Genomic DNA, 17,785 nt, shown 5'->3' with positions numbered 1-17,785 from the left:
TTTTCCAGTATTCGAGGCTTGGCATCCTTTGTATAAATCCGTTATGATGAGGGAAATAGGGCATGCTAGGAGGAGAGTGGATGGTTCCCCTGCAGCTGTTTATCGAATCGCTTATCGTCCGGTTCTGGCACGTGAAGGATTATGCCCTGGACAGCAGCTGGCGCATCGGCGCAAGAGAGCTTCAGCATAACGTCCTGTGGTACGTTCGGCAAGGCCGGTTCTCTCTAAGCGTCAACGGGACAACCTACTCCGGGGAAAGCGACAGCGCTTACTTGCTGCCCTCCGGCTCGGAGGTCGCCGTGTATGCCATCTCGGCTGAAATCTCGCTGATCAGCGTCAACTTCGATGCGGAGATTTCCTTCTTGAGCGGCCGAAGCTGGTCGGAGCTGCTCCGCCTGCCTGTGCGGACGGAAGATCCGGCTCAAGAGCTGGCGCCTTTATTTGAACATATGCTAGTCCACGCATCCGAACGGCAAAGGATCGGTCAGAGTCTGCTGCTCCAATCGGACCTGCTGCGGATCTTGTCCGCGCTGCTCGATCATGCGGCCCATTCGCCTCCGGCGGACACGGCCGCTTCGATTGCGATGGACAGCCGGATTCATACGATCGTCGATTATTTGTTAGGTCATCCGGAATACTTGCCATCGATCGGAGAGCTGGCTGAATTCGTGCTGCTCAGCGAGTCGCATTTGCGCAAGCTGTTCCTGCAGCATACCGGCATGTCCCCGCTGGCCTTCCTGCATCAGCTCAAGATGGAGCAGGCCAAGCGGCAGTTGATCCTGAGCAACAGGCGCATATCGGAAATCGCGTTCGGGCTCGGCTTTGAGGATGCGAACTATTTTACAAGATTGTTCGGCAAGTTGACGGGCACTACCCCGCAGCAATATCGCCGGCAGCATCGGCTTTGGACACATGAATCGAAGGAATCACCATAGAGCATCGAACAAAGGAGAGTGTTACCCGATGAAAAAATTTGTGCTAGGACTGTTATGCGGTGCGATCTTGGCGGCGTCGACTACGCTATATGCATCGGATGAAATCCGAGCGACGTTATTCCCGGTTACGTTTCAATTCAACGGGGAAACCAAGGATCTGGGATCCCGCTTTGCCGTGCTGAATTACGACGGTCATACGTATGTGCCTGTCCGTTTCATGGCAGAGCAGCTGGGGGCAGGGGCACGTTATGATGAGACGACCCGCACGGTTTCGGTACAGTCGTCACCGGCAAGCGGTAGCGATTCGGATAAAAAGGTATGGTCGGTTCAGTACCGGCTGGAGCGGGGAATGTCCCAGAAGGACGTGAAGCCGATCATCGGCGAGCCCTCCTTCGTCACGTTGATCGACAGCAGCAGGCAGCAGGTGTCGAGGTATGATTTTGGCGCCGGCGCCGACTATAAGCACGGGGGCCTGAATGTGGATACGGAGGGCTTGCTTAAAGGGAAGCTTGACGCGCAGCTCTTCATTCGCTGGACAACCGAAGGCGCAATCGAACGAATGGACCTCTGGTATGCGAAAGGAACGGAGGCTCAGCGTACAGTCCATACGTATATCGTTTACCCCGACGGTACGGTAGCGGAAGGGCTTTACGAATAACGCATGCTTTGCCCAATTCCGCCACTTCCGAAAGCTTTTCCGGGAGCTTGTACATAGCTTCGGAGAAGGTAAGGCATCCTAATTTCGTTCTATGGAACAAATTCAAGGAAAAGTGAGTGGAGGATTTCCAAATGCAAATCGAGCAGCCGCGTTATGCCGCACATGAGTTCCTGGAGACCCAGGAAGCGATTCGAACGAAGGCAGCGAACATCGAGCTGTACGGCGTGATGTTTGCGATGGCCAAGGACACGCATCTGAAGGATATTTTGTTTAATCAGCAGCGCCGGATGATCGAGGGCTACAACTTCCTCTCCAATCTGCTGCGCGGCCGCGGCATGGCGATGGCGCCGCACACGCCGCATTTTCACGTGTATGAAAGACCGCAAACAGGCTTGAAGCAGCCTCAGATGCAGGCGCCGAATCCGAATGCTACCGAGCTTTCCGACCAAACGATCGCGACGCTTGCGCTGAATATGCACAAAACCGGATCGATGATGTCGATGCTTTGGGCTTCGGAATGCGTTGACCCGGATATCCGCTCGTTCCATGCTACTTCGGCTAATATTTGCCAGGAGATGGCTTACGAGATGTTCCAATACATGAACTATCGCGGCTTCTACCAGGCTCCTCAGCTGGCGAACCATACCATGCGCACCATGATGCAGGGCATCGCGCCGATGGCGCAGGGCCAGCAAAATTATCAGACGCATTTTCAACAATAAGTAAGAAGAAAAAGCCGAACCGGGAGTCAATAGCTCTCCGGCTCGGCTTTTTCCATTCGATCCTTATACTAAGAAGCCGCCCAGTGTGATGATCACCAGCAAGATGTAGAGCACCAGAATCGCACCTGTGGAAGTGTAGCCGCCTGCAACTGTCATATGTTATTCCTCCTTTAGGTTCTTCAGTTCTCCGGGGCTTGTGGCCTCGGTACAATACTACTATATGCTCGGGGACGAAAGACGGGTGGGTAGAGGCCCGGGATTTGAAAAATGGGTAGAAACCTAGTCGTAGGTCCCGGCCGGCGCATTCTGACACTCGCCTAACTTGTCACCTCTGCCTTCCCGGTGCGGAGGTTCTTTTGCATTGCGGGGCACGCCTTTGTCATTTTGGAACGGTTTGTGCTATCTTGGTAGATACAATGCTTGAGAGGCAGGGATATCATGTCGGAATCCAGGAAAAAGAGAATCGTATGCTTAGGGGAGCTGCTCATTGATTTCGTCCCGGAGACGAACGGACAGCCGCTTTCCGATGTGCCCGCCTTTCGCAAGGCTGCGGGAGGGGCACCCGCCAACGTAGCGGCGGCCGTAGCGAAGCTGGGCGGCTCGGCCCGTTTCATCGGGAAGACGGGACGCGACGCGTTCGGGCAGTTCCTGCGCAGCACGCTGGAGGACGCCGGCGTGGATGCCCGGCTCGTGGAGACGGATGCGGCGCGAACGGGCCTTGCCTTCGTCTCGCTCCGCGAGGACGGCGAGCGGGACTTTTTGTTCTACCGCGAGCCGGCAGCCGATATGCTGCTGGAGGCGCAGGAGGTGGACGCCGCGTGGCTGGAGGACGCGGCGGTGTACCACTTCGGCTCGGTATCGCTGATCGCCGAGCCCTGCCGTTCGGCCACGCTGGAGGCGGCTCGTAGGGTGCGCGAGGCCGGAGGCCTCGTGTCCTACGACCCGAACCTGCGGCCGATGCTGTGGCCTGACGCGGATCGCATGCGTCAGGAGGTGCTAGCCCACATCGGGCTCGGCGATGTGGTGAAGGTCGGCGAGGAGGAGCTGACGTTCCTCGCCGAGGAGAGTGACGCCGCCGCCGCGGAGCAGCGGCTGCTGGCGCTGGGCGCCCGCGTGCTGGTCGTGACGCTGGGCGGCGAAGGCTGCCGCGTCGTCACGTCCGGCGGCGCGCGCATTCGCGTGCCCGGCTTCCCGGTGCACGCGGTGGACACCACCGGCGCCGGCGACAGCTTCGTCGGCGCCATGCTGCACCGGCTCGTGGAGCTGGGCGTCACGGCCGAAAGCGTGGTGAGTCGCCTCAGCGACGAGGCGACGGTGCACGACGTGTTCCGCTTCGCGAACAAGGTCGGCGCATTAACGACAACGCGCCGCGGGGCGATCCCGGCGCTGCCTACCCTAGCCGAGGCGGAAGCCTTCCACCCCGGCAGCTAAAAAACAAGCCTGCAGCGGATTATCTCGCTGCAGGCTTTTTCACTTAATATACTCGAATCTCGTATACCTCGGCATAAGGCGTGCCGTTGGTCGCTTCGACCGCCAGGCGCAGCTTCGCGGCTGTCACTGGAGCGTCCAGACGATGCACCCGCTTGCGCTTGCGGTTCGCCGTCTCCCGGTGTAGCACGGTCCATGCCCCATCTATCAGCGCTTCCACGCGGTAGTCGCGTACCAGCTCCGGGATAACCTCGAACGGGGTCCGGTGGTGGTGCAGGTTGATCAAATCCTCGTTCACATCGTCGTTAAAGACGATATGCACCTCTTGAATCGCCGTTCCTTCACTCCAGCTCAGCTCAACCGAAGCTTCCCCGCCGGCAAGCGGCTCCGACACCCACAGGTGAGGGCCGCCATAGGGGCGAAGATACCCGTCGGTTACGTTCTCCGCGGCAAAGGCGGATGTCTCCGGATAAGCGCGGAAGCAGAACGGCTTCCGGTTCAAGCCGCGCATCGACCATTGGACGACGGGCTGCGTCGGGGTGTGATCCTCCAGCTGCTTCACCGTGCGGCCTTCGCCGACCCGCTTGAAGGACAGTACGCCCGTTTGCTGCACGTCGCTTGCCAGCAGGGATACGGCCGCATTGGCGCGGACGATAACGAAGGCGTTCTGCGCGCTTTCCGGCTTCCACGCCAGCGGCACGCTCACCCATTGGCGCTCTCCGGCGCCAATCGCCGCAGAGCCGGATACCTCGAACGTGTGAGGCACATAGTTCTCGGCACGGCCGGTGCTCCAGAGCTCGACCTGCAGTGTGGTTGCCTCGGCGGCATCCACAAGCAGCTCCAGCTTCTCGAGCTCCGGTGCTACCGGCAGCAGCAGAGCCAGATCCGTATCCAGCTTCACGGCCTCCGCCGGCGCTTCTACAGCAAGGCGGCACAAAGTGCTGGAGGCGGTAACGGTCGCTTGCCTTGCCGCATCGGCTGCGTCCTCATTGCGCAGTCCGATGACCGAGGCATCCTGCTTCAACAGCGTCTGCTGCAGCTCGGCCAGATGGTTCTCGTACACGCCTCTTGGCGTTGTACCGTGCTTCACGGCCAGCGCAGCACCGGTCCCCGCCGCTTCCCCGATCACGGCGCAGGTGGCCATGACCCGTGTCGTACCGAAGGCGACGTGGGATGCGCTGATATTGCGCCCCGCGAACATCATATTCCGTACATTCACGGAATACGTGGAGCGGAACGGAATGTGGTAGTTGCCGTCCATATGCATGTGCTTCGAGCCGCTCTCCGTGGAGTACATTCCTTGCGGCGGATGAAGGTCGATCGACCAGCCGCCGAAGGCGATCCGGTCCTCAAATTCCCGCTGGGCGATAATATCGTTCTGATTGAGCACGTAATCCCCGACAAAACGACGGTATTCCCGCTTGCCCGGCAGCGTGCCCACCCATTCGAGGGTCATATTCTCGGCGTTGAATTTGCCTGAGTTTTTAATGTAGTCCCAAATGCCGTAAATGACGGACCACAGCTCATCGCGGATGCGCTCGTTCTCATGCACCGTATCCAGCTCGCCGCCCCATTCGATCCACCAGTAATGGCAGCCCGAATCGCCGCTGCGAATGACGCGCTTCATCGGAATGGTCGTTTTCGTAATATCCTTTGCGAAGCTTGGCGGAATGTATTTGACCGGCTGGCCGGCATCCTTGGAGTAGAACAGGATCGTGCTGCCGAGAGTAATATCGTCCGCTACCTCCGGCGCCCATTCCTCATTGTATTCGTGCTGTGCTTCGCGGCCAAGACGGAATTTGGCGCCCGCAAGAAAGCCGACCAAGCCGTCGCCTGTGCAATCGAGGAACATCTCGCTTTCGAAGCGAATGCGCCGCTCGGAGCCCATCATCCAGCCCGTTACCGAAAGGATGCGCCGATCGTCCTCGTCGCCCTCCGCTTCGACCTCATGCACGTCCGTGTTTAAAAAGAGCTGTATATTTTTCTCCGCCCGGACCGCCTCCAGCACCACCAAATCCCAGAAATACGGGTTCCCCTCCGGGTTGCGGAACTGGTTCTCGACGAACATTTCGCCCATGATGCCGGTTTCGCGTGCATATCGTTGCGTACCGTGCGCTGTCGCGCCGCATACCCATACGCGCACCTCGCTGCTGGCGTTTCCGCCGAGGACCGGTCTGTTCTGCACAAGAGCGACCGTACGGCCGAGCCTGGCGGCAGCAATGGCGGCGTTCACCCCGGCGAGCCCTCCGCCGATGACGGTAATGTCCGTCTGAATCGTTTCATGTCTCATCTTCAGTCACCTCGAGATTAAATATAATATCTAAAATTTCACCTTGAATTGAAAGCGGATAACATTTCACATAACCAATTGTATCGAAAGCTATTTACTTTTTACATACACGGATTTACGATAGACATATACAAAATTTCAAGGGGGTTACGGCATGTGGGATCCTCGTATCGCCCCGATTACGATTTCACACGTTTATTGGAAGCAAAAGCCGGCGTTTCAATTTCGCGAGGACGAATATGCCGATTGGGTGCTGTTTGCGGTAGCGGACGGCCGGTTCCGTTATCGGATCGAGAGCTTCTCCGGGGAGGCCGGCTTCGGCGATCTCATTTTTTGTCCTCCTTCTACGGTGTTTGAGCGGGAGGTGCTGGAGCCGGTTTCGTTTTATTTTTATACTTTCGGCTTGGATTCCGAAGGAGATGAGGCGCCGCGTCCTCCCGTCCATCTGACCGTGAAGGATCATCACCGCTTGGCCTCGACGTATCAATACATGGAGCAGGCGATGCAGCAGGGCTTAGCACATGATCTCAGGCAAAGGCGGCTGGAGCATTATTGGCAGGATCTGTGGGTGCTGCTGAGCGTGGAGGCGGAGCGCCGGCGGCAGGCGGCGGCCAAAGGTGGTGTCCCGGACCCCGAGATGCAGGAGGCGGCCCGTCAGCTGCACCAATATGCGCTCGGTCCGGTAGCCATTCATGAGGTAGGTCTTCAGCTGGGGCTGAATGCGGTCCAGTTTACCCGGCGCTTTCAAGCCGCCTTCGGCCAGACGCCGATGGATTACGTCACTTCGCTTCGTCTTCAGAAGGCGCAGGCGCTGCTTACGGAAACCGATCTGACGCTCGACCGGATCGCGGAGGCCGTCGGGTATGAGAGCGGCTTTTATCTGAGCCGAATGTTTACCAAGAAGCTTCATCTCAGTCCCTCTGTTTATCGCAAAACGCATCGAGTATAACGGCGGCTTCATTTTTTTGGCGGATCGGAAGCGTCTTCGAATGATTCAGCTAATTGTTGGTAACCCTAACCCTGCCAAGCTACTACCGCACGGGAAGGATGATACGGAGCATGCCATTTGCCAATGTCAACAGGACGAGGATACATTATCAGGTCAAAGGGAGCGGCGTGCCCATTATTTTCATTCATCCGCCGATGATTACTTCCCGGATGTTTATGTATCAGCTGAAGCAGCTGTCGGAGCGTTATCAGGTGGTCGTGTTTGACTTAAGGGGCCATGGGGAAAGCAGCTATTCGAAGGAATCGGTTACGTACGGCCTGCTTGCGGAAGACGTTCGGGAGCTGATGGATGAGCTCGGTATTAAAAAAGCCTACATCGCCGGTTACTCCACGGGCGGTACTGTCGCTTTGCATGCGCTTATGAACTACCCGGACCGTTTCTATGGAGGCATCCTCATCAGCGCCATGTCGGAGGTCAGCAGCCTCTCGATGGTCGGCGAAATTTGGACGGGGCTTCAGCTGGCATCCTTACGGGCCAAACGCATCCTTGCCGCAGCGCTCTGCGCGGCGAATGCGGATTCCCTGGAGACATTTAAAGGATTGTATACATCCGCCATTAAGGGAGATATTCGCAACCAACGGCAATATTTGAGGCAAAGCTATGTCAACAAATGTACGGAACGTTTGCAGGAGATTACAGCCCCCATGCTTCTTCTATACGGGGATAAGGACCGGCTATTTCACCGCTACGCTCAAATATTGCACGACGGCTTGCCGAACAGCTCGCTGAAATTTTTTGAGAATAAACGCCATCAGCTGCCGACGAAGGCTTACGATGCCGTAAATCGCGTGATTCGCGAGTGGATCGAGCTGGTACACCCTACGGCCAGGGAACGCTTGGCCCAAGGCTATACGGTCTCCCCGGAGAAGGGGCTAAGGGATGTTTTTCCCCCGTTGCTGGAGGAGCTGCAGCCGGAGCAGCCTGAAGCGGAGCTGCATTAAAGAAAGAGGCTGTCCCAAAAGTCATCATAGATGACTAAGGGAAGCCTCTTTTTCTCATTTTTGTAAAACAAAAAGAAACCAATCCTTGGTAAAATGGAAGTGTCGAGCAACCATTGAAAGGAGAGGTTTCTTTGTTTATTCAATATACCATGGATCAGCTATGTCTGCCAATAGATTTGGAAATGGACATCCCCCCACGTCACATAGCGCGAGTTATTAATAATTTCATCAATCGTTTGGACGACCGCTTGTTTACATCTGCGTATCCCGGAGGCGGTCGGGATAGCTACCATCCGAAGATGCTAACGAAAATCATTGTATATGCTTACTCGCAACGCATTTACTCGTCTAGACAGATCGCTAAAGCTGTTCGCGAAAACATCCCATTCATGTGGCTGGCAGGTCGTCAGCAGCCCGACTTCCGCACCATCAATCGTTTTCGTTCCGAGCGGATGAAAGACCAGCTGGAGAAAATCTTTGCAGGAATTCTGCAGCTGCTTGTGGCCGAAGGCTACATCAAGCTGGAGAATTACTTCGTTGACGGCACGAAGATTGAAGCCAACGCAAACCGGTATACCTTCGTCTGGGGAAAGGCTGTCAAGAAACAGAAGGCCAGACTGGAAGAGAAAGTGAAGCAGCTCTTTATTGAGATTGAACAGTAGGAGATTCAGGAAGATAAAGAGCACAACGGCAAGGACCTGCTCGAGCTGGGTGAAGATATCGACCTAACAAGCGAGAGCATGGAGGAGGCTTTAATTATGTTAGAAGCCAAGCTGAAGAGTGAACCAAAGAACAAAACGGTAAAGAAAGCGGTACGGCAGCTGCGTAAGGATTTTGTTCCCCGCCAGCGGAAGTACGAAACTCAGCTTCAGATCCTTGGCGAACGAAATAGTTTCAGCAAAACGGATCCAGATGCGACGTTTATGCGAATGAAGGAAGACCACATGCGTAACGGTCAACTCAAGCCCGGCTACAATGTACAAGTTGGCACAGAGAACCAATTCATCGTAGGTTACTCCCTCCACCAACGCCCGACAGATACACGTTGCCTCATCCCGCATCTTAACAAGGTAAAAGAGACGATTGGTCGCCTTCCTAAAACCGTCATCGCCGATGCGGGCTACGGTGGCGAAGAAAATTACGCGTACCTAGAGAAAGAAAACATGGAAGCGCTCGTGAAATACAATTCCTTTCATAAGGAAGTCTCGAAGGCATGGCGAAACGATGTGTCCCGCTTAGAGAACTGGACGTATAACGAGGACAAAGACAACTGGGTATGCCCAAACGGAAGAACGCTGCATTTTATTAGGGAGAGCAAGAGCAAGACCGATAGTGGCTACGGGGTCAAGCTAAGGATCTACCGGAGTGAGAACTGTGAGGGGTGTCCGTTCAAAGAGAAATGCACCAAGTCTGAACGCAGCCGCGAAATAAGGGTCAGCTTGGAGTATCTTCGCTAGAAAAAAGTAGCTAGAGAAAAATTAAGAAGCGAAGATGGACGCAAGCTCTCCGTTCAGCGAATGGTTGAAGTGGAAAGTGTGTTTGGACAAATGAAAAATAACCGGGGATTCCGGAGGTTCCTGCTTCGCGGCTTACCAAAAGTAAGCCTGGAGGTCGGGTGGCTTTCGCTTGCCCACAATTTGCTTAAGGTGGTAACCACGGAGCAAAAAAGACATATAGTCGGGCAAGAATGAACCCTGTCCGGCCATTTTTTTTACGAAATATGGGGTTGTATAAAAGGGGCTGTCCCTTTAAGTAGATTTTTCGCTACTTTTGGGGCAGCCTCTTTCTTTGGCTTTGCAAGGAAATGCCGGGCGAGTTACAATATTTGCATGTTTGATATTAGTGTTGAGCGGATGGGAGGGTTTGGCATGTTTGTCTTGTTTATGATCGTATTGATCGCAGCGATAGCGATTATTATCGTTTCGCTTGCGAAAGCAGCCTCATCCGGCGGGAACGGGAATTCCGGGGCGGCAAGCCCCTCTGCGGGCTTCTCCCGCCACACCCACGATCCGGTGTATACGGGAGAAGACGGGCGGCCTTCAGAGGACGACGACACCCATCGAAGGCCGTTTAAAGATGATAGCGAGGATTACCGTACCGGCTCCCATTCAGAGGATTCCGGAAGCGGCTCTGACGGAGGCGGCGGAGGTAGTGACAGTGGCAGTGACGGAGGGGGAGGAGATTGATCATGAGGGATCAAAATCGGACGGAACACGTCCTTGAGCAGGCAAGGGCTTATGCGAGGCAAGAGCTGGAGCGGGACAGCAGCGGTCACGACTGGTGGCACATTGTGCGGGTTACGGAGATGGCGAAGCGGCTTGCGGCAGGGGAGGGAGCGGATTCGTTTATTTGTGAGCTGGCGGCACTGCTTCATGACGTCGCGGACGAGAAGCTCAATCCCAGCAAGGAAGCGGGAATGGATAAGGTTCGAACCTGGCTTGCGGGCCATAACCTGGATGAGGCGGATCGCGAGCACGTGCTGGAGATCATCGCGACGATGTCCTACAGCGGCGGACACGGCACCCCGATGCGCACGAAAGAAGGGCGCGTCGTACAGGATGCGGACCGGCTTGATGCGCTGGGCGCCATAGGCATTGCCCGAACGTTCGCATACTCGGGAGCGAAGGGCCAAGCGATGCACAATCCTGAGCTGCAGCCGCGTGAACAGATGACCGCGGAGCAGTACCGGAAGGAGCAGGGAACAGCGGTCAATCATTTTTATGAGAAGCTGCTCAAGCTGAAGGAGCTAATGAACACAGACGCGGCGCGCCGGGTGGCGGAGGAGCGGCATCGCTTCATGGAGCAGTTTTTGGAGCAATTTTATGCAGAATGGCGGGCTAACGACGCGGAGGTATAAGTGCTTATAATGGTACCTGCCATACCATGCTCGGAACAAACGGTACATAAGGGGAACGTTCGTTATGACACGCAGCGGTTTGATCGATTTTCTTAGGGGCTGGGCCATTCTGGGCGTGATCACCATTCACGTGCTCCTGCTGGTTCCGAAGGAAGGGATTTCGGAGGAGATGCTCTCTCTGGCACACTGGGGAGACCTGCTGTTCCGGTTTGCCGTGCCGTTTTTCATCGCGATTCTGGGCTTCATGACGTACGAGAAATACCGGCATACACAGAGCTGGTTGTCCTTCTACAGGAGAAAGCTGCTGTACGTCGCCATTCCCTTTCTCCTTTGGTCGTGGCTGTATACCGGGACGCCGGATATTTTTACGGACTATTTGGACTATGTCCGGCAGGACGCAGCGGGGATCTTGCTCGGCTACGCAGAGATTCATCTGTATTTTATGATCGTTTACTTAGGCTTTATTGTGCTTACCCCCCTAGTCGTCGGGCTGTTTCGAATCTTGCCGTCTAGCTTACATCCTCTGTTGGCATGGGGCTTGCTTCTAGTGCATCTGGTAATGCTTTACCAGGTGGAGTCGGATATTTTCGCCGGACGCTTCGATACGTTCTATATTCAAACGGAGTCCCATCTCCCGCTGCATTGGTTCGGTTATTACGCGGCAGGAATGCTGCTCTCCATGACCCGGTTACAGCTGCTGTCCTGGCTCCAGCGCCACCGAGCCCGAATCATGCTCCTCGGTGCATTGCTAATTCCCCTGTATCTTGTACTGGTCGATTCCATGGTGGAGATGCAGGTGTATTTGTATATTTATCACACTCCCGTTTTGTATATATTGAGCGGGCTTGCCTTCCTGCTGCTTAGCTGGTTGTATGCATGGATCGGACAAGGACGGGCCCGATGGATCGCATGGCTGGGCCGCTATTCCTTTGCCGTATATTTGTCCCACGTGCTTTGGATCATCGGCGGATGGCTGCTTGCCGGACAAATGGAGCTGTCTCTGCCTTGGGCGATCGGCTTTACCTGGATCGTGGCTCTGGCCGGCTCGGTTTTGTACATCCCGATTCACCGGTGGATTGGAGGCTATGCAGCCAAATTCGAGAGGAAGAGCGCACAATCGAGTAAAGACATCGCCGAAGGAACAGATTAAAATGAGGAAAAGAAACCGTTCCCAATAAAAGGAGACGATGACCATGAAGCCTTATCGAATTGTTGTGGCCGGCTGCGGCGGGATGTCCAAGGCCTGGATCGAGTATGCAGTAAAGCGAGAGGACACGGAGATCGTCGGGCTGGTGGATCTGTATAAGGAGCATGCCGAGAAGATGGCTGCCGCTTACGGCCTCAGCTGCGGAGCTTATACGGATGTGTCGGAGGCGATCCGTGAAGGCGGGGCGAATCTGGTATTCGACGTTACGATCCCCGAGAGTCATACGACCGTAACGGCAAAAGCGCTTGAGCTCGGCTGCCATGTGTTTGGCGAGAAGCCGATGGCCACCTCGATGGAGGATGCGAGACGGATCGTGGGGCAGGCTGAAGCGTCCGGGCGCACCTATGCGGTGATGCAAAACCGCCGCTACAACCCTCAGATCCGCGCCTTCCGCAGTCTTGTTTCGTCCGGCACGATTGGCGAAATCGGCTTTGTGAATGCGGACTTCTTCCTAGGGCCTCATTTCGGCGGGTTCCGCGAGGCGATGGAAAGTCCCTTGCTGCTCGACATGGCGATCCATACGTTCGATCAGGCGCGGTTCATTACAGGGAAGGACCCGATTTCGGTGTATTGTCACGAATTTAACCCGGCGGGCTCATGGTATGCGGGGAACGCGGCCGCGGTTTGCATTTTTGAATATGCCGACGGCGGGGTGTTCTGTTACCGGGGCTCTTGGGCCTCCGAGGGCAGTCCGACCTCTTGGGAGGCGAACTGGCGTATCTCCGGGAGCAAGGGAACGGCACTATGGGACGGGACGGCAGCCCCTTTTGCGGAGGTCAAGGACCCTGATGCCGCTGCGGGCTTCTCCAGTAAATTTCGCCGGGTGGAAGCGGAGCTGGATTGGAAGGGCAGCAGCGGTCATGCAGGCTGCCTGGACGAGATGTTCGCCGCTCTGCAGGAAGGGCGTAAGCCGGAAACGGTCTGCACGGACAATCTCCGAAGCATGGCCATGGTCTATGGAGCGCTGGAGAGTGCGAAGGAAGGCCGCAAGGTTTTGTTGTAAGCTGCACCTGCGCATTGCCGGGAGGCCCTTGGGAACGGTATAATAAAGGCAACCATAAGGTACAACCCGAACGGAAGGTGAGTGAAGCGCATGGAATTAGAGTCCAAGCCGGCGGCGGATACGCCAGCGGCAACGCCTGAACAGGGGGAGAACTGCTGTCATACCGAGGGCGAGAGGCGCAGCCACCATTCGCAGAAGGTGAAGGATAATCTGGTATCCCGGCTGAACCGGATCGAAGGTCAGATTCGCGGCGTGAAGGGGATGATCGAGAAGGACACCTATTGCGACGATGTGCTGAACCAGATCGCGGCGATCCAGTCGGCGCTTAACAGCGTGGGCCGGATTTTGCTCGAGGGCCACATGCGCAGCTGCGTGGTGGAGAGGCTGGAGCAGGGCGATGAAGAAGTGATTGAGGAGCTGCTCAAGACGATGAGCAAGCTGATGAAATAATCGAAGGTCCCGGGGGTAGCGTTCTCTTCCGGGACTTTCTTTATAAGATTAGAATTTATAAGTTTTGAGCGGAGCTCAAGGATTCTAATGTTTCAAGAAAAGCTTCCTCTGGGCACGATGCACTTATTGCAAGTTGAGATTACCCTATCCTGCCCTTGCTCAAAGGCCATCGCGTATGGGCAAGGAATAAATGCTGCTCCAGAAGTCAATTTCATAATAAAATTGACTTCAATCGCACAAATTGAGCTTTGAATTCTGCCCATTAAGATGATTTTCATAACGTTACTAGGAGCATTACCGGCCCGATATAAGCGCCGACGCCTGTAACGCGATTTTTTCATCTTACGGTGGCAGATGAACACATTCTTGGTACAGTAAGGTGATTTCATAGCGTTACAAGGAGCGTTACCGGGCCGTGTTAAGCACCAGACGCATTGTAACGCGATTTTTTCATCTTACAGTGGCAGATGAACACATTTTGGGTACAGTAAGTTAAAATGAACGAAACCGACTACCATTTTGCATTACGTAGGTTGATTTTGGAAATCAATTGAATTGAGTAATCAATCAAATAATCCAAAACAGAGCTACAAACAAAAGGAGTCGGTTTAGTAATGAGTATAACCATAAAATATGTTGGTCTAGACGTATCCAAAGAAAAAATAGCTGTAGCCATCGCCCCCGAAAATAGAAATGAACCCGTCAGGTTCCATGGTGTCATCTCGCATACGAAGGAGGCTGTTCGTAAACTAGTTAATCAGTTAATGAAAGATGATGACGTAAAGTTAAGTATATGCTATGAGGCTGGCCCTACGGGGTTCGTCTTGTATCGATGGCTTTTGGAGATGTATGTGGAATGCAGCGTCATCGCACCAACAGACTTAGAGGGGAATACTCGAATAAAAACAGATAAGAGAGATGCTGTACGTCTAGCGCAGCTCTGGAGAGCAAATGAATTGACAGAGATCTATGTACCACGTCCCGAGGATGAAGCCTTGCGAGATTTGGTTCGGGCCAGGGAAGATGCCGTACAAGACAGGAATCGGCATAAACAGCGTTTAACCAAGTTTCTGCTTCGCCATCAGATCCACCCGCCCAAGGGCGTTCGAGTGTGGACTCAGCCATATGAAAATTGGTTAGATACTTTACGGTTTTCTCGGTGTTGTGAGGATATGGTATTCCAAGAATACCGAAACAGCATCCAAGAAGCTACGAACCGGATCCGAAGATATGAAGCGGAGATGGAGAAGCAAACGAGTGAAGGATGCCAAGCGACCATGATCCAAGCATTGCAGGGGCTCCATGGCGTTGCCCTAATTACAGCCGTTACTGTAGCTTCGGAACTTGGCCACATTGCAGGAAGATTCGCATCCCCTCAGCAGCTCATGAGTTATGTGGGGCTGGTGCCATCAGAACGTTCTAGCGGGGGGAGTCGTTGGCAAGGTGGGATAACGAAAGCTGGAAATGCCCATATACGTAGGGTATTGGTTGAAGCCGCCTGGAGCTATCGGAGCTCACCTGCCATACGGAAAACGCTGCGAGATAGGCAAAAAGGACTGAGTTCGGAAATTGTCAATATCTCCTGGAAAGCACAAAAGCGATTACACCACAAATACAAGAAGCTCCTTTTCAAAGGAAAGCACAAAGGAACCATCATCGCCGCAGTAGCCCGAGAGCTTATAGGTTTCATATGGGCCATAGCCAAGGAAGTAGATAAGCAAAAAAACAGCATCACAGCATAAAAAATAAGGGTATGATTGAATGAAAAAGGAAGTGATTCCGGCTTAGTGAGTTAGGCAATGCGTTACGTTACATTCTTTGGCTCGAGGGCAAAGTACTAAAGCAAGGCAGAGAGTAATAATCCGCGGAAATCACCTGCGCAAAGTCAATCTTTCAGGTAGTGCGGCTTCATGCGCGTCGTAAGTTTAGCAGGTAAGCTCTCTGGTCGTATACAATTCACTTGTGATAACCCACGAATATCAGGTTGCCAACCGGCGCAAAGAACCATTTTGCCCTCGTGCCAAGGAATGAAACTCATTCGAACCACAAGCTCAAATTAAAGAAAGACAGCAGGGAGCACGCCCCCTGCACCCCGTTACTCGCCGTAGGGCAGGGTCTGGCTTGATCAGCCAGACCGAAGTAAAAAAGTATGGGCAGAGTGAACCGCCTGTCAAAAAAGGCATTTGACAGGCTTACTTTAGAGCACTCCAAATCAAGGGTACGTGCTGAGCACTTGACGGTTTCGTTCATATCAGGTGATTTCATAACGTTACTAAGGAGCATTACCGGCCCGTGTTAAGCGCCAGACGCCCTGTAACGCCATCTATATGCCGCAGGTAACCGATTTCGAGTTGTACATTTAGTTCGAGATCGACAAAAGCCCGTGTTTTTGCACCCTCGTGTTGCCCATGCCATTTGGTAACCTTAACTTCGAGAATGTGGGGAGGTACTCCTGTTCCACGATCCCAGACGATGTTCGGAACAGGATTTGCGAGAATAGGCATTGTTTTTGATTTCAAACCATTAAAAAGCTGCGTATTAGCAGAATTATGCATTCAATGATGGCAGGCCTTGGCTTACACATGGGTCGAAGCTTTTCTTATACCTGGTTATTACGAAGAAGAAGGGAGGCTGCCGATGTACAAGCTGATCTTGGTGGAGGACGAGGAGGATGTCCGGGAAGGGCTGGTCCAAGAGATCGACTGGGCGGCCTGCGGCTTCGAGATCATCGATACGGCGGAGAACGGGAAAGAGGCTTGTGAGCTCATTGAGCGCTCCGTACCGGATGTGGTGGTGACGGACATCAAAATGCCGTTCATGGACGGAATGGTGCTGTCGGAATGGATTCGTGAACGGTATCCGGTGATGAAAATCATCATTTTGACCGGCTTTGACGAGTTCGAGTATGCCCGCAAAGCGGTGAAGCTGCATATCGACGAGTATTTGCTGAAGCCCTTCTCCGCGCAAGAGCTGGTCCAGGTGCTGGGCAAAATCAAGTCTCAGATAGACGAGGAAACGGCTCAAAGGGAGAATGTGCAAACGTTACAGGTGCACTACCGGGAAAGTCTGCCCGTGCTTCGGGAGGTGTTTCTGGCTTCCCTCCTTACCAGGAGGCTGCCGGGCAAAGAGATCGAGCGGAAATCCGCAAGCTATGGTTTGGCGCTTAGCGGCCGCAGCTACGTCGTTTCGGTCATCAGCATTGACCACTTGCAGGAGGACGAGATTGTCCTGGGAGGGGAGCAATCTCTTCGTTCTTCGAAGGATATGGAGCTGAAGCTCTTCGCCGTTCGCAACATCGCGGATGAGATTGTTGAGAAGCATCGTCTGGGGATCGTCGCTCTGGTGGGCGATCAGCTTGCGGTTCTGACGATCGATGAGGGGGATAAGGAGGAGGCGCTGAAACGAACGTTAAGCGTGATCGAGGAGGTTCGCCAGAGCATCGAGAAGTATCTTCGCTTTACGGTGACTATAGGGGTAGGGACTGCCGGCTCAGAGCTGACGAACGTGGCATATTCCTACAAGGATGCGGTGCTGGCACTGGATTACCGGCTGCTGCTGGGCAATAACCGTTCGATCTATATTGAAGACGTGGAAACGAGGGTGCTGGAGAAGCTGCGGTTCGACGAGCTGAAGGAGCAGTCTCTGATCCGAACGCTAAAGGTAGGTACGGCGCAGGAGCTGCGTGAGATTATGGATGCTATGTTTCTGGGCATTGCCGACACGCCTGTGTCGATTACGGATCTGCAGATTTACTTGTTCGAGATCGTTACTGCAATTCTCAGGGCTGCTAAGGATTCGGGTGCGGCTCTGGAGCCGGTTGTCGGAGCCGACTTCAACCCGTTTGTGGAGATCGGACGTTTCACGCACACGGAGGAGGCCAAGCAATGGATTCTTGGCCTGTGCGGCCGGTTGATGAGCCAGATCGCCAGCAATCGGCAGCATACGTACAAAAGCCTGATCGAGCAGGCCCTTGCCTACATGAAGGCCCATTATCACGACCCGGATATCACGATCAATAAGCTTTGCCAGCACCTGCACATCAGCGCGGGGTACTTCAGCACCTTATTTAAGAAGGAAACGAAAATGACCTTCGGCAGCTATTTGATTCAAATGCGCATGGAGGCCGCGAAGGAGCTGCTTCGCACAACGGAGCTGAAGGCCTTTGAAATTGCGGAGAAGGTAGGATATGCCGAGCCGAACTACTTTAGCTACGCGTTCCGCAAAAGCTGCGGAATGTCGCCCAAGGAGTACCGGGAGAGCATGACGCAGGGCCACGGGGGGTGAG

General features: G+C 54.3%; 15 protein-coding genes and 1 pseudogene. 14 read left to right on the top strand and 2 right to left on the bottom strand.

The genetic code is table 11. From position 1 onward, the window contains the following. Positions 1-80 precede the first annotated feature (80 nt). The 3 genes from RAC89_RS09515 (at position 81) to RAC89_RS09505 (ending at position 2,315) form a co-directional block, all read left to right on the top strand. Positions 81-935 (top strand): helix-turn-helix domain-containing protein, encoded by an 855-nt coding sequence (locus RAC89_RS09515; RefSeq protein ID WP_306613203.1) that lies wholly within the window; start codon positions 81-83, stop codon positions 933-935. Positions 936-963: 28 nt separating this feature from the next. Next, positions 964-1,593, top strand: a complete 630-nt coding sequence (locus tag RAC89_RS09510) for a stalk domain-containing protein (RefSeq protein ID WP_306613202.1) — start codon at positions 964-966, stop codon at positions 1,591-1,593. Positions 1,594-1,724: 131 nt separating this feature from the next. Beyond that, a complete protein-coding gene (locus RAC89_RS09505) occupies positions 1,725-2,315 on the top strand; it encodes a spore coat protein (RefSeq protein WP_306613200.1) in 591 nt (196 codons plus the stop codon). 63 nt (positions 2,316-2,378) lie between these two features. On the opposite strand, the gene RAC89_RS09500 is transcribed toward RAC89_RS09505, so the two are convergent. Next, complete coding sequence (locus RAC89_RS09500) at positions 2,379-2,471, bottom strand: YjcZ family sporulation protein (protein ID WP_284642333.1); 93 nt, start codon at positions 2,469-2,471, stop codon at positions 2,379-2,381. A gap of 282 nt (positions 2,472-2,753) precedes the next feature. On the opposite strand from RAC89_RS09500, the gene RAC89_RS09495 reads away from it, so the two are divergent. Then, positions 2,754-3,746: a PfkB family carbohydrate kinase gene (locus RAC89_RS09495; protein WP_306613199.1), complete on the top strand. Its 993-nt coding sequence runs from the start codon at positions 2,754-2,756 to the stop codon at positions 3,744-3,746. Positions 3,747-3,789: 43 nt separating this feature from the next. On the opposite strand, the gene RAC89_RS09490 is transcribed toward RAC89_RS09495, so the two are convergent. Then, complete coding sequence (locus tag RAC89_RS09490) at positions 3,790-6,033, bottom strand: FAD-dependent oxidoreductase (RefSeq protein ID WP_306613198.1); 2,244 nt, start codon at positions 6,031-6,033, stop codon at positions 3,790-3,792. Between the two features lie 154 nt (positions 6,034-6,187). Here RAC89_RS09490 and RAC89_RS09485 point away from each other — a divergent pair, with 154 nt between their 5' ends. The 10 genes and pseudogenes from RAC89_RS09485 to RAC89_RS09440 all read left to right on the top strand — a co-directional run bounded on the left by RAC89_RS09485 (position 6,188) and on the right by RAC89_RS09440 (position 17,784). Then, positions 6,188-6,982, top strand: coding sequence for an AraC family transcriptional regulator (locus RAC89_RS09485; protein WP_306613196.1), 795 nt, complete (start codon positions 6,188-6,190; stop codon positions 6,980-6,982). A gap of 110 nt (positions 6,983-7,092) precedes the next feature. Then, the gene (locus tag RAC89_RS09480; RefSeq protein ID WP_306613195.1) at positions 7,093-7,983 is read left to right on the top strand and encodes an alpha/beta fold hydrolase; all 891 of its coding nucleotides are present in this window, start codon (positions 7,093-7,095) and stop codon (positions 7,981-7,983) included. 131 nt (positions 7,984-8,114) lie between these two features. Further along, positions 8,115-9,674 (top strand): annotated as a pseudogene (locus RAC89_RS09475) (IS1182 family transposase). A 177-nt stretch (positions 9,675-9,851) separates the two neighbouring features. After that, the gene (locus RAC89_RS09470; RefSeq protein WP_306613194.1) at positions 9,852-10,169 is read left to right on the top strand and encodes a hypothetical protein; all 318 of its coding nucleotides are present in this window, start codon (positions 9,852-9,854) and stop codon (positions 10,167-10,169) included. Between the two features lie 2 nt (positions 10,170-10,171). Continuing rightward, positions 10,172-10,840, top strand: a complete 669-nt coding sequence (locus tag RAC89_RS09465) for an HD domain-containing protein (RefSeq protein ID WP_306613193.1) — start codon at positions 10,172-10,174, stop codon at positions 10,838-10,840. A gap of 64 nt (positions 10,841-10,904) precedes the next feature. Continuing rightward, positions 10,905-11,990, top strand: coding sequence for an acyltransferase (locus tag RAC89_RS09460; protein ID WP_306613192.1), 1,086 nt, complete (start codon positions 10,905-10,907; stop codon positions 11,988-11,990). A 43-nt stretch (positions 11,991-12,033) separates the two neighbouring features. Beyond that, complete coding sequence (locus RAC89_RS09455; RefSeq protein ID WP_306613191.1) at positions 12,034-13,050, top strand: Gfo/Idh/MocA family protein; 1,017 nt, start codon at positions 12,034-12,036, stop codon at positions 13,048-13,050. Between the two features lie 90 nt (positions 13,051-13,140). Beyond that, the gene (locus RAC89_RS09450) at positions 13,141-13,500 is read left to right on the top strand and encodes a metal-sensitive transcriptional regulator (protein ID WP_306613189.1); all 360 of its coding nucleotides are present in this window, start codon (positions 13,141-13,143) and stop codon (positions 13,498-13,500) included. A 614-nt stretch (positions 13,501-14,114) separates the two neighbouring features. Then, positions 14,115-15,242: an IS110 family RNA-guided transposase gene (locus RAC89_RS09445; RefSeq protein WP_306612462.1), complete on the top strand. Its 1,128-nt coding sequence runs from the start codon at positions 14,115-14,117 to the stop codon at positions 15,240-15,242. A gap of 895 nt (positions 15,243-16,137) precedes the next feature. Then, on the top strand, positions 16,138-17,784 hold the full coding sequence (locus RAC89_RS09440; RefSeq protein WP_306613187.1) for a response regulator: 1,647 nt from the start codon (positions 16,138-16,140) through the stop codon (positions 17,782-17,784). Position 17,785: the final 1 nt, after the last annotated feature.

Origin of the sequence: Paenibacillus sp. GD4 (assembly GCF_030846225.1) — a bacterium.
In the GTDB taxonomy this organism is placed as follows: Bacteria; Bacillota; Bacilli; order Paenibacillales; family NBRC-103111; genus Paenibacillus_G; species Paenibacillus_G silviterrae.
Note: the sequence above shows the minus strand (reverse complement) of the source record. Positions and strands in the feature narration are given on the sequence as shown.

Excerpts from the sequence above, each read along its gene's own strand:
- RAC89_RS09515 (WP_306613203.1), top strand. The coding sequence starts at position 81 with ATGGTTCCCCTGCAGCTGTTTATCGAATCGCTTATCGTCCGGTTCTGG.
- RAC89_RS09510 (WP_306613202.1), top strand. The coding sequence starts at position 964 with ATGAAAAAATTTGTGCTAGGACTGTTATGCGGTGCGATCTTGGCGGCG.
- RAC89_RS09505 (WP_306613200.1), top strand. The coding sequence starts at position 1,725 with ATGCAAATCGAGCAGCCGCGTTATGCCGCACATGAGTTCCTGGAGACC.
- RAC89_RS09500 (WP_284642333.1), bottom strand. The coding sequence starts at position 2,471 with ATGACAGTTGCAGGCGGCTACACTTCCACAGGTGCGATTCTGGTGCTC.
- RAC89_RS09495 (WP_306613199.1), top strand. The coding sequence starts at position 2,754 with ATGTCGGAATCCAGGAAAAAGAGAATCGTATGCTTAGGGGAGCTGCTC.
- RAC89_RS09490 (WP_306613198.1), bottom strand. The coding sequence starts at position 6,033 with ATGAGACATGAAACGATTCAGACGGACATTACCGTCATCGGCGGAGGG.
- RAC89_RS09485 (WP_306613196.1), top strand. The coding sequence starts at position 6,188 with ATGTGGGATCCTCGTATCGCCCCGATTACGATTTCACACGTTTATTGG.
- RAC89_RS09480 (WP_306613195.1), top strand. The coding sequence starts at position 7,093 with ATGCCATTTGCCAATGTCAACAGGACGAGGATACATTATCAGGTCAAA.
- RAC89_RS09470 (WP_306613194.1), top strand. The coding sequence starts at position 9,852 with ATGTTTGTCTTGTTTATGATCGTATTGATCGCAGCGATAGCGATTATT.
- RAC89_RS09465 (WP_306613193.1), top strand. The coding sequence starts at position 10,172 with ATGAGGGATCAAAATCGGACGGAACACGTCCTTGAGCAGGCAAGGGCT.
- RAC89_RS09460 (WP_306613192.1), top strand. The coding sequence starts at position 10,905 with ATGACACGCAGCGGTTTGATCGATTTTCTTAGGGGCTGGGCCATTCTG.
- RAC89_RS09455 (WP_306613191.1), top strand. The coding sequence starts at position 12,034 with ATGAAGCCTTATCGAATTGTTGTGGCCGGCTGCGGCGGGATGTCCAAG.
- RAC89_RS09450 (WP_306613189.1), top strand. The coding sequence starts at position 13,141 with ATGGAATTAGAGTCCAAGCCGGCGGCGGATACGCCAGCGGCAACGCCT.
- RAC89_RS09445 (WP_306612462.1), top strand. The coding sequence starts at position 14,115 with ATGAGTATAACCATAAAATATGTTGGTCTAGACGTATCCAAAGAAAAA.
- RAC89_RS09440 (WP_306613187.1), top strand. The coding sequence starts at position 16,138 with ATGTACAAGCTGATCTTGGTGGAGGACGAGGAGGATGTCCGGGAAGGG.